6 protein-coding genes are annotated in these 13295 nt (G+C 37.2%); 4 read left to right on the forward strand and 2 right to left on the reverse strand.

Annotated elements, in window-relative coordinates; genetic code table 11:
- Positions 1–455 precede the first annotated feature (455 nt).
- From rpoB to ACQWU4_RS18000, 3 genes are all read left to right on the forward strand, one after another.
- Positions 456–4277, forward strand: a complete 3822-nt coding sequence (gene rpoB, locus ACQWU4_RS17990) for a DNA-directed RNA polymerase subunit beta (RefSeq protein WP_429937127.1) — start codon at positions 456–458, stop codon at positions 4275–4277.
- An 82-nt stretch (positions 4278–4359) separates the two neighbouring features.
- The gene (gene rpoC / locus ACQWU4_RS17995; protein WP_429937128.1) at positions 4360–8625 is read left to right on the forward strand and encodes a DNA-directed RNA polymerase subunit beta'; all 4266 of its coding nucleotides are present in this window, start codon (positions 4360–4362) and stop codon (positions 8623–8625) included.
- Between the two features lie 87 nt (positions 8626–8712).
- On the forward strand, positions 8713–9018 hold the full coding sequence (locus ACQWU4_RS18000) for a DUF3467 domain-containing protein (protein WP_034702050.1): 306 nt from the start codon (positions 8713–8715) through the stop codon (positions 9016–9018).
- An 81-nt stretch (positions 9019–9099) separates the two neighbouring features.
- Here the strand turns inward: ACQWU4_RS18000 and ACQWU4_RS18005 are convergent, their stop codons facing one another.
- Positions 9100–10479 carry a hypothetical protein gene (locus ACQWU4_RS18005; protein ID WP_429937129.1) on the reverse strand — a complete coding sequence of 460 codons (1380 nt, stop codon included), beginning with the start codon at positions 10477–10479 and terminating at the stop codon, positions 9100–9102.
- 454 nt (positions 10480–10933) lie between these two features.
- Positions 10934–12112, reverse strand: coding sequence for a hypothetical protein (locus tag ACQWU4_RS18010; protein ID WP_429937130.1), 1179 nt, complete (start codon positions 12110–12112; stop codon positions 10934–10936).
- Positions 12113–12522: 410 nt separating this feature from the next.
- Here ACQWU4_RS18010 and ACQWU4_RS18015 point away from each other — a divergent pair, with 410 nt between their 5' ends.
- Entirely contained in the window at positions 12523–13173 is a 651-nt protein-coding gene (locus ACQWU4_RS18015) for a Crp/Fnr family transcriptional regulator (RefSeq protein ID WP_429937131.1), read from the forward strand.
- Positions 13174–13295 lie beyond the last annotated feature (122 nt).

The following is a 13295-nucleotide window of genomic DNA, read 5'->3' on the forward strand; positions in this document are numbered from 1 at the left end:
AGATACTCATAAATGAAAGGCTGTCCTTAGGGGCGGCCTTTTTTTATTTGAAAAGTTTTTAATGATCTCAAAATGAATAAGTTTTATTTGTCTATGTGAATGAGATTTCGTACCTTTGTCCCTCTTTTGGCGCGAATAATTGTTTGTAAATCTATAAAATATTGAAAATCAGCTCTTTCATGAAAGTAATGAAAGGGATTTCGTGTATATAGATACTGCGGCTAATTCTGCCTCAAAAAGTAAATAAAAATATTTTGCATTACGCTGTGAAAAGATATACCAGCGTTGCAGTTAGAAGTCAGATTGAAGACTTTAGAATCAAAGAATAAAGAACAAAGACCGATAATTGCGCCAAAATTTTCATACTTTTTCTTTTTTCTGCCTCTTTTCTCTTTACTCTCTTCTGATATTTTTGAATAAATCAAAATATTTTTTAACCCTTTCTTAAAAGTTTTATGAGTAAAACAACAGCAACTACAAGGGGGAATCAGAGAATTAATTTCTCATCAGCTAAAGGAAAAATCATTACTCCTGACTTCCTGGACATCCAGTTAGAGTCTTTCAGAGATTTTTTCCAGCTTGATACCCTTCCAGAAGACAGAACAGACGAAGGTTTATACAGAACCTTCCAGGAAAACTTCCCGATCACCGATTCTAGAAATCAGTTCGTATTGGAATTTCTTGATTATCTGGTAGATTCTCCACGTTATTCAATTAACGAGTGTGTGGAAAGAGGATTGACGTATTCAGTTCCTCTTAAAGCAAGACTTAAATTGTATTGTACAGACCCTGAGCACGAGGATTTCCAGACTGTGGTTCAGGATGTGTATTTAGGCCCGGTTCCTTACATGACGCCTAGTGGATCTTTCATCATCAATGGTGCAGAGAGAGTTATCGTTACACAGCTTCACCGTTCACCTGGTGTATTCTTCGGACAGACTTACCACGCAAACGGAACTAAACTGTATTATTCAAGAATTATCCCTTTCAAAGGATCTTGGATGGAATTTACAACCGATATCAACAGCGTAATGTACGCGTATATCGACCGTAAGAAAAAGTTACCATTAACTACCCTTTTAAGGGCGATCGGTTATGAATCTGATAAGGATATCCTTCAGATCTTCGACCTTGCTGAAGAAGTGAAAGTTTCTAAAGCTGCCCTTAAAAAAGTAGAAGGAAGAACATTGGCTGCGAGAGTATTGAACACTTGGTTCGAAGATTTCGTAGACGAAGATACAGGTGAAGTAGTTTCTATCGAAAGAAACGAGATCATCCTAGACAGAGAAACAATCCTTGAAAAAGAACACTTAGATCTTATTCTTGATGCTGGCGTGAAATCTATCCTGATTCACAAAGAAAACAGCAACGAATTCTCTATCATCCAGAACACATTACAGAAAGACCCTACAAACTCTGAAAAAGAAGCTGTAGAGTACATCTACCGTCAGTTAAGAAACGCAGATCCGCCAGATGAGGAAACTGCAAGAGGAATTATCGAAAAATTATTCTTCTCTGAGCAGAGATATTCACTTGGTGAAGTTGGACGTTACAGACTAAACAAAAAATTAGGTCTTAACATTCCTACAACTACTGAAGTTCTTACAAAAGAAGATATCATTGCTATCGTAAGACACCTTATTGAGCTTGTAAACTCTAAAGCAGAGGTTGATGATATTGACCACTTATCTAACAGAAGAATCAAGACTGTTGGAGAGCAGTTAGCAGGACAGTTCGGTGTAGGTCTTTCAAGAATTGCAAGAACGATCAAGGAAAGAATGAACGTTAGAGATAACGAAATCTTTACTCCGCTTGATCTTGTAAATGCTAAGACATTAACATCAGTAATTAACTCGTTCTTTGGTACCAACCAGCTTTCTCAGTTCATGGACCAAACCAACCCGCTTTCAGAGATCACTCACAAGAGAAGATTATCTGCACTAGGGCCTGGTGGTTTATCAAGAGAAAGAGCAGGTTTCGAGGTTCGTGACGTTCACCATACCCACTACGGAAGAATTTGCCCGATTGAAACTCCGGAAGGACCAAACATCGGTTTGATTTCATCCCTGGGGATCTATGCTAAAATCAATACTTTAGGTTTCATCGAAACTCCATACAGAAAAGTAGAAAACAGTAAGATCGATCTTTCTGCAGATCCTATTTATCTGAATGCAGAAGACGAAGAAGATAAAGTAATTGCTCAGGCTAACGTAGAATTGAACGATAACGGAGAATTCTTAACAGACAGAATTATTGCGAGATTGGATGGTGACTATCCGGTAGTTGAACCTTCTCAGGTTAACCTTATCGACGTTGCTCCAAACCAGATCTCAGGTATCTCCGCTTCATTAATTCCATTCCTGGAGCATGATGATGCGAACCGTGCATTGATGGGATCAAACATGATGCGTCAGGCCGTTCCTCTATTGAAGCCACAAGCTCCGATCGTAGGTACAGGTCTGGAACAGCAGGTTGCTAAAGATTCAAGAATCTTGATCAATGCTGAAGGTACAGGTATCGTAGAATACGTAGATGCTGATAAGATCACTATCAAATACGAAAGAAGCGATGACGAAGATTTAGTACAATTCGAGTCTGCTACTAAAACATACAACCTGACTAAGTTCAGAAAAACCAACCAGAGTACTACCATTACCCTTAGACCAAACGTAAGAGTAGGTGAAACGGTACAGAAAGGACAGGTACTTTGCGACGGTTATGCTACTGAAAATGGAGAACTGGCCCTTGGTAGAAACCTTGTGGTTGCCTTCATGCCTTGGAAAGGATACAACTTTGAGGATGCAATCGTAATCAACGAAAAAGTTGTACGTGAAGACTGGTTTACTTCAATCCACGTAGATGAATATTCACTGGAAGTTCGTGATACCAAACTAGGTATGGAAGAATTGACAGCAGATATTCCTAACGTTTCTGAAGAAGCTACCAAAGATCTTGACGAAAACGGTATGATCAGAATTGGTGCTGAAGTGAAGCCTGGAGACATTATGATCGGTAAGATCACTCCAAAAGGTGAATCTGACCCAACTCCTGAAGAAAAACTTCTTAGAGCAATCTTTGGTGACAAAGCCGGTGATGTGAAAGATGCTTCATTGAAAGCAGATTCTTCACTGAGAGGAGTTGTGATCAACAAAAAATTGTTCTCAAGAAACATTAAAGATAAAAAGAAGAGAACTGAAGAAAAACTTAAACTTGAAGAAATTGAAAACACTTACAAGGCTAAGTTTGATGAGTTAAGAAACACTTTAATTGAAAAATTAAATACACTGGTAGGCGGTAAAACTTCTCAGGGAGTTACCAACGACCTTGATGAGGAAATCATCGGTAAAGGTGTGAAGTTCACTCATAAATTATTGACTTCAGTTGAAGATTACGTAAACGTAAGCGGTGCAGATTGGACTGTAGATAACGATAAGAATGAATTGGTTAAACAATTGATTCATAACTATAAAATCAAGTTCAACGATATCCAGGGAGTTAAAAACCGTGAGAAATTTGCAATTTCAATCGGAGACGAACTACCGGCTGGTATCATGAAATTGGCTAAAGTTTATATCGCTAAAAAACGTAAGTTGAACGTAGGGGATAAAATGGCAGGACGTCACGGTAACAAAGGTATCGTTTCAAGAATCGTTCGTGAAGAAGATATGCCATTCCTTGAAGACGGAACACCGGTAGATATCGTATTGAATCCACTTGGGGTACCTTCCCGTATGAACATCGGACAGATTTATGAAACAGTTCTTGGATGGGCTGGTCAGAAACTGGGAATGAAGTTCGCTACACCGATTTTCGATGGAGCAAGCCTTGATCAGATCACTGAATATACAGAAAAAGCAGGTCTTCCTAAATTCGGTAACACTCACCTTTATGATGGTGGTACCGGAGAAAGATTTACTCAGCCGGCTACAGTAGGTATTATCTACATGCTGAAACTAGGACACATGGTTGATGATAAGATGCACGCACGTTCTATTGGTCCTTACTCATTGATTACTCAGCAGCCGTTAGGAGGTAAAGCTCAGTTCGGAGGTCAGAGATTCGGAGAGATGGAGGTTTGGGCTCTTGAAGCATTCGGAGCATCAAATATCTTGAGAGAAATCTTGACTGTGAAGTCAGATGACGTGATTGGTAGAGCGAAAACTTATGAAGCAATTGCAAAAGGTGAATCTATGCCTGAACCAGGTATTCCGGAATCATTCAATGTATTACTTCACGAGTTACAAGGACTTGGACTTGACGTAAGACTTGAGGAATAATTTTAAATTTTGAGTGTTGAATTTTGAATCAATTCAGAATTTATAATCCAAAATTTATAATCCAAAATCTAAAATCTAAAAAATGTCAAATAAAAATAAATCAAGTAGATTTAATAAAATAACCATCGGTTTAGCTTCACCCGAATCGATTCTTCAGGAATCAAGAGGAGAGGTTTTAAAGCCGGAAACTATTAACTACAGAACGCATAAGCCTGAAAGAGACGGGTTGTTCTGTGAAAAAATCTTTGGTCCCGTAAAGGATTACGAATGTGCTTGTGGTAAATACAAGAGAATTCGTTACAAAGGAATCGTTTGTGACCGTTGTGGAGTAGAAGTTACTGAGAAAAAAGTAAGAAGAGAGAGAATCGGGCACATCAACCTTGTAGTTCCAATTGCGCACATCTGGTATTTCCGTTCATTGCCAAACAAGATCGGTTACCTTTTAGGAATCCCTTCTAAGAAATTAGATATGATCATCTACTACGAAAGATATGTAGTGATTCAGCAGGGTATTGCTAAAAAATTAGACGGTTCTGACTTCGATGCTATGGAGTTCTTAACAGAAGAAGAATACCTTGATATCATGGAAACTCTTCCTGTGGAAAACCAGTATCTTGATGATTCCGATCCAAACAAATTCATCGCCAGAATGGGTGCTGAAGCTGTTGAAGATCTGTTAAAAAGAATCGATCTTGATGCATTGTCTTTCGATTTAAGACACAAAGCTCACAACGAAGGTTCAAAACAAAGAAGAACTGAAGCTCTTAAAAGATTGAACGTTGTAGAAGCATTAAGAGGTGCTAATACAAGAATGATCAACAGACCGGAGTGGATGATTATGCGTGTACTTCCTGTTATACCACCAGAACTAAGACCATTGGTTCCATTGGATGGAGGACGTTTCGCAACTTCCGACTTAAATGACCTTTACAGAAGAGTTATTATCAGAAACAACCGTCTGAAAAGACTATTGGAGATCAAAGCTCCTGAAGTAATCTTGAGAAACGAGAAGCGTATGCTTCAGGAATCAGTAGATTCATTATTTGATAATACAAGAAAATCTTCTGCTGTAAAATCTGAATCAAACAGACCGTTGAAATCACTTTCAGATTCACTGAAAGGTAAGCAGGGTCGTTTCCGTCAGAACTTACTAGGGAAAAGAGTAGATTACTCTGCGCGTTCCGTAATTGTTGTAGGTCCAAACTTACAGCTTCACGAATGTGGTATTCCTAAAGATATGGCAGCAGAACTTTACAAACCGTTCATCATCAGAAAACTGATTGAAAGAGGAATTGTAAAAACTGTGAAATCTGCAAAAAGAATCATCGACAGAAAAGAACCTGTAGTATACGATATCCTTGAAAATGTGATGAAAGGCCACCCGGTTCTGTTGAACAGGGCACCTACTCTTCACAGACTGGGTATTCAGGCATTCCAGCCTAAGATGATCGAAGGTAAAGCAATCCAGCTTCACCCATTGGTAACAACAGCATTCAACGCCGATTTCGATGGTGACCAGATGGCGGTACACTTACCGTTAGGACCAGAAGCAATCCTTGAAGCTCAGTTATTGATGCTAGGTTCTCAGAACATCCTGAACCCTGCAAACGGTTCACCTATTACTGTACCATCTCAGGACATGGTTCTTGGTCTTTATTTCATGACTAAAGAATTGAGTTCTACAGATACAATGAAAGTAAAAGGAGAAGGTCTTGCATTCTACTCTCCGGAAGAAGCAGAAATTGCTTATGCGGAAGGAAGAGTATCTTTAAATGCTAAAGTAAGATGTAGACTTCCGGTTAAAGAAGATGGAGAAATCGTAACAAGATTGATCGAAACTTCTGTAGGTAGAATTTTATTCAACCAGATTGTACCTAAGCAGGTAGGATATATCAATGAACTTCTTACTAAGAAATCATTAAGAAACGTTATCGGTAAGATCCTTGCTGATACAGACTTCCCTACAACTGTGAAGTTCCTGGATGCAATGAAAGACTTAGGATATTCAAACGCATTCAAAGGAGGTCTTTCTTTCTCACTTGGAGATATCGTAGTTCCTGTTGAGAAAAAACAGATGATTGCACAGTCAATCGAAACTGTAGACGAAATTAGAGCCAACTATAACATGGGTCTTATTACAGATACAGAACGTTATAACCAGGTAATTGACGTTTGGACAAATACAAACGCCGGATTAACTGAAATGATTATGAGCAGAATGAAATCTGACCAAGGTGGATTCAACTCTGTATATATGATGCTTGATTCAGGGGCGAGGGGTTCTAAAGAACAGATCCGTCAGTTATCAGGGATGAGAGGTTTGATGGCAAAACCGCAGAAAGCCGGCTCTACTGGTGCTGAGATCATCGAAAACCCGATCCTTGCAAACTTTAAAGAAGGTCTTTCCATCCTTGAGTACTTTATCTCTACTCACGGTGCCCGTAAAGGTCTTGCGGATACCGCTCTTAAGACTGCCGATGCAGGTTACCTGACAAGAAGATTGGTAGACGTTGCTCAGGACGTTATCGTTACTGAGGACGATTGTGGTACTTTAAGAGGTACTGAAGTAACTGCACTTAAGAAAAATGACGAGATCGTTGAAAAGATTTCCGAAAGAATCTTAGGTAGAGTTTCTCTTCATAATATATATGATCCTGAAACAGACGAGTTGATCGCTGAAGCAGATCAGGTGATCAATGAAGCATTAGCTAAGAAAATTGAAGCTGCAGGTCTAGAATCTGTAGAAGTTCGTTCACCGCTTACTTGTGAAACTAAGAAAGGAATCTGTGCTAAGTGTTATGGTAGAAACCTGGCAACTGGTAAGATGATCCACATGGGTGAAGCAGTAGGGGTAATTGCAGCACAGTCAATTGGGGAACCTGGTACTCAGCTTACGTTGAGAACCTTCCACCAAGGGGGTACTGCAGGTAACGTATCAGAAAACCCATCTATCGTTGCAAGAAGAGACGGTATCGTTGAAATGGATGAAGTAAGAACAATTACTTCTGAAGATGAAAACGGTAACACAGCAGAAGTTGTGGTTTCCCGTTCAACGGAATTCAGATTGGTAGCGGATAACGAAACCAGAACTCCGTTAATGGTTGCCAACGTACCTTACGGTTCAGTTCTATCCGTTAAACCGGGTGATAAAGTGAAGAAAGGAGATGTAATCTGTAAGTGGGATCCGTATAACGCGGTAATCATTGCAGAAACTTCTGGTAAAGTTGAATATGAAGACATTATCCAGGGTATCTCATTCCAGCTTGAAATTGACGAACAAACAGGATTTGAAGAAAAAGTAATCTCTGAATCCAGAAATAAGAAAGCCGTACCTACATTGAAAGTGGTAGATTCTAAAGGAGTTGAGCAGAAAGCTTACAACTTACCGGTAGGAGCCCACTTGATGGTAAATGATGGTGAAAAAATTAAGGCTGGTAAAGTCTTAATCAAGATCCCTAGAAAATCTGCAAAAGCAGGGGATATCACCGGAGGTCTTCCGAGAGTTACCGAATTATTCGAAGCAAGAAACCCTTCAAACCCAGCGGTTGTTACTGAAATCGACGGGGTAGTTTCTTACGGAAAAATCAAGAGAGGTAACCGTGAACTTATTGTTGAAGCTAAAACTGGAGAAAGAAAGATTTACCTGGTAAAACTTTCCAACCAGATTCTTGTTCAGGAGAATGACTTCGTAAGAGCTGGTTCGCCACTTTCTGACGGTTCTATCACTCCGGACGATATCTTAAGAATCAAAGGCCCAACTGCAGTTCAGGAATATCTTGTAAATGAAATTCAGGAAGTTTACCGTCTTCAGGGGGTAAAAATCGACGATAAGCACTTCGAAATCATCGTAAGACAGATGATGACAAAAGTATCTATCGTAGACGGAGGTGATACTCAGTTCCTTGAAGGTGCATTAGAACATAAATTCGACTTCTTGGAAGAAAACAACAGAGTATTCGGTCTTAAAGTAGTAGTTGAAGCTGGTGATTCAAAAGAATTCAAGCCAGGTCAGATGATTACTGCAAGAGAATTGAGAGATGAGAACTCTAAGCTGAAGCGTGAAGATCAGGCTTTAGTTGAAGTAAGAGAAGCTTTACCTGCTACAGCAACGCCTGTACTTCAGGGTATTACAAGAGCTGCTCTTCAGACTAAATCATTCATGTCTGCAGCATCATTCCAGGAAACCACTAAAGTTCTGAACGAAGCAGCTGTTGCTGGTAAGATAGACTTCTTAAGTGGTCTTAAAGAAAATGTAATTGTAGGACACAGAATCCCTGCAGGTACAGGTCTTAAAGAATACCAGAATGTAATTGTAGGTTCTAAAAAAGAATTTGAAGACCTTAACTAAAATTAATGATTTGAAATTTGAGGTTTGAATTTATTTTTATATTTTCACAATCTCAAATTTCGAATTTAAAAAACATAATTTATAACAATGGACAACAATCAAAATCCACAAGACGGAAACATCAACATCGAATTAAACGAAATGGTAGCTGCTGGAGTATATGCTAACTTAGCTTTAGTAAACCACTCTCCATCTGAATTCGTTGTAGATTTCATCCAATTAATGCCGGGTGTACAGCAGGCTAAAGTAAGATCAAGAATCATTCTTGCTCCGCTTCACGCTAAGAGAGTACTTTCTGCTCTTCAACAGAACATCACTAACTACGAGCAGCAATTTGGAGAAATCAAAGAAGTTGAGCCTTTCGTATTAGGTGGGAACAACGTACAAGCTTAAGATTTTTTTCAAAATAAATCACGAATGCCTCAAATTTATTTGAGGCATTTTTTTTGTTTAAATCACAATTGAAACTAATTCTTATAAATTTTTCATCCAGATATAAATGTCTTCATCCGATTGGATATTAAGCTTTTTCCGGATGCTGTTTTTTCTGTTTTGTACCGTTTTCGGAGAAGTGAAGGTGAATTCCGAGATATCTTTGGTTGAAAAGTTAAGGAACAGCAAAGCGCAGAACTTAAGCTCACTGGTTATCAGATTAGGATTGATGGCCAGAAGTTTATTGCTGAATTCAGGATAAACTTCCTGAAAACGGGTGAAAAATCCCGGACTGTTTGTTTTTGCCAGCTGAATAACTTCATCAAAAGCCGGATTTAATTTTTCAGACAATTCCTGAAATTCTTCATGCTTTTGGGTAATTATTTTATCTTTTTCTATGATTTCGAGCTCTTTCTTTCTTTTTGTTTTCTGATGCAGCAGATACGCTATTAAAGAGGCCAATAATGCAGACAGAATAATTCCGAAAATAATCCAATACAGCTTTGATTTTGATTTCTGCAAATCTTCTTCTTTTTCGTCCAGGATAATTTTCAGGGCTTCATTTGTACTTTTCTTGTTTGCTTCGGCAAATTTGCTGTTTATTTCAGCATATCTTTTAATATAATAGCTTTCCTTTTCCTTTTGCCCCATTTGGCCATATATTTCAGACAACGTCTTATATACGCTTACATAGTTTGTTTCCTGTATTTGGTGCTGCTCCAGGCTTTGTACTGTTTTCAGATAATAATCAAGAGCTTTTTCATGATCTCCTGTTTCGAAATAATAATCACCAAAAGCGCAGTATTGCATATAAAGAACCGGCTCATTATATTTTATTTTCAGATCATATTCTTTTTTGAAATAATACAATGCAGAATCGGATTGTTTGGTTTCCAGAAAAAAATACCCTTTTGCATCGTAGGCTTTGGCAAGGTCATAAACAACGAGTTTTTCCGGAATTTTCTTGAGAGTGGCTTGCATTAGATTATAATATTTAGAAGCAGAATCTATATTTTTTTCTTCAATATAAAATGATGATCCTATTTCTCCCAGGATTTTTGCCTTTAGATTAAATGTACTGTTAGAGTTCTGAGCATTCTTCAATAATGCGAGAGCCTCACGATTCTCCTTGTAAGCCATTGTATAGAGCCCCATAATACTATGGTTATTGGCTTTTATAAACATTAATTCAGCTTGAAAAACTATGTTCTTTTGTGTATATTCCTGTTGGAATGCTTTCTCAATATATTCAATACTCTCCTTTTGCATTTGCTGATTGGTGAGTGCTATCGCCATATTGTGATAACTCTTGGCAATACGTTCGGAATTTCCTGTTTGGAGGGCTAGAATATTGGCTTTCCTTGCATATTTTAAAGACTGTAATTGATTAAAATTGCGATAGCTTGCATCTGATTTTTTCAATAACAAATCTATTTCCTGTTGTTTTTGAATGTCATTTTGAGCAAATGAAAAGCTGTATGTGTAAAAAACACATATACAGAATATAAGTTTACTATTCTTAAGAAAAAAATAAGACATAAGAATAATTGATGTGTTTAATTAATTTTTATATAATATTCTTGTTGTAGTTATTATGATCACAATCAACCCAATGGCTATATAAAATTAATAAATTTGTTTTATAAATGAATAATTAATAGATCACTGTCTTTATATTTGAATCTTTTATAAAGATGTTGAGTTCAGATTTGTACTTGTGCACTTTGATTTTGAAGTACCATATTCTTAATAAGACAAAAAAATTACAGAATGGGAGATTGGTAATGTCTCCCATCCGCAATTTTAGCCATCATTTTTGTGTTTTTAATCTGTTGATCCTGGTTTCTGACAGTTTTAAACATTTCTTTATAAAAACCTATGGGGTACAAGGAGTTGGGCTTCTGAAAATCTGCCCGGCCGGATTGATGCATGCGTAAGCATTCCCTGTTCCTGAAAGTGAGCTGGAAGATTTTACAATATTGGCTGCTGACATGGTTTTAAGAACTCCGCTGCTATCAGCAACTACAATTTTATCACTCATCACACTGCTTATATAACCGGTTGAATTGATATTACGGATACGAAGACCTCCTTGACCAATTGCATTAAAACCGCCCAGGTCTAAAAGTTCCGTTGGATCCGGAATAAGCAGGCCTATTTTACCTGCAGGCAGTGCTGGATTATTACTTGAAAAACCAGTGCCGTATATAGCATTTCCTATATTAAGCTGATAGTTGCCATCTGGATTTGAACCTCCCGAATGATTACCGATCATAATGTTCATAACACCTCCTGTTATGCCTTTACCAGCTCTAAATCCTATACCTATATTATCCAGACCCGAACCGGATAAATCCCGTAATGCATAGGAGCCTATTGCAATATTGTCATTATTACTTGTGTTTGCAGCTAATGCTTCCTTACCTATTGCGACGTTGTTGGCACCAATTGTGTTCGCATTGAGTGCATTATATCCAATACCTACATTGGCGGTGCCGGCAAAATCCGGCGATGTACCTGCACCTGCACCAAAAAATATATTGTCACTTAATGAACTGCCATCACTAGGAGTAATACGTCCTGCCGGTTGATTATTTACTCTAAAAGCAAGTGATACATGATTGGTTGTACCCAGAAAATTAGTTCCATCAACAATATCATTATTTCCTGTTGTATGCCAATCATTGGCAGCAGTTCCGCTTCCTACTTTTATCCAGGCAGCTCCATCAAAATAATAGTATCCGGTAGCTGTGACATTTACTCTGGGTGAGGCTGCATCGGCATCTCCTCCTGTAATGTCTGTAATGTATATTAAAACTCCTTTTTGATCTGTACCATACAAAGTGTTACCTTTTGAGGTAAGCTCTGCTCTTGTAAGACGTGGCGCCTGTATTCCGGTTATATCTGTTGCCAGCAGATTGCCTGAGGTGTCTTTTTTTCCGTTAATATCCAGAGTGGATTTTGGATCATTTGTATTAATGCCGATAGTTTGGGCATATGAAATTGATAATAAATTCAATGTAATTGAAGTTGATAACAGAATAATTTTTTTCATTTTTATGTTTTATAATTGACCTTTTATTGTTTGCGTTTTTCAATTTGCAATGTTACAACAGCTTTCCAAAAAACTTAAAAAAATGAGATACCTATTATGTACCTAGTGTTTTTAATTTTCTGATTTTCAATTTATTAATTTGAATCAGGTAAAAATGTTGTATAGTTTAGCTTATTGAAAAAGGTATTTATTGAGTGGGAAAAATGTCTTCTTTATTCTCCTGTAAATTTTATTTTTAACAAAAAAATAACTGTAGTTTATTCCTATTTTAAATCTTATTTTGAATTTGAGGTAAAAGACTTTGCTTAATTAATCCATTATTAAGTTTTTATATATAGATAATTAATGAAGCTTTTTTATACTATATCAACACACCAATTTTATATATTTGCTTAAATGATATAAAGGATATGGTAAATAATCAATTTATTCTTGACAAATTTGGTTTTTTAGGAGAGAATTTTTTAAATGAATTACATGCTAATGCCATTATTACTGATATAAAATCAAAAACTGAAATTATCAGGGAAGGACAGAAAAATAAATATGTCCCTTTTCTTATTAAAGGCTCTATAAAAGTTTTCACCCTCAATGACGGGAGAGAGCTTATTTATTATTATATAAGACCTAATGACAGCTGTCTGATGACCTTTTCGTCTATTTTTACAGATTATATAAGCAGAGTATACGCTGTAGCGGAAGAAGAATCTGAAGTGATTCTGATTCCTGTTTCTGTTATACACGAATGGCTGATCCGTTTTCCGGAAATTAACAGAGTGTTTTATCATGAATACGACAAACGGTTTTCTGATGTCATGAATATGGTGAATGATGCTGTGTTTCACAGACTTGATAAAAGAGTGCTGAACTATATCCGCCAGCAGGTTTCCATTACAGGACATAATCCTTTAAAGATTACCCACCGTGAAATAGCCAACAATTTGGGGACCTCCAGAGAAGTGGTGAGCCGGGTTTTAAAAAAAATTGAAAACGAAGGCGAAATTATTCAGACCAAAGAAGGTATTAAAGTTCCTGTAAATGAAAATGTTAGATTCATCTAATATATGATGTTTTAATTATTTTGTCTTTATCATTGATAAAAACAATTTTTATGGTGACTTTTGTCACATACTTTTGAATCTATAACTCGATAAGTTTGTTATATCGTAATTTAATTCAAATT

This window comes from Chryseobacterium sp. MIQD13, assembly GCF_050496705.1.
Taxonomy (GTDB): domain Bacteria; phylum Bacteroidota; class Bacteroidia; order Flavobacteriales; family Weeksellaceae; genus Chryseobacterium.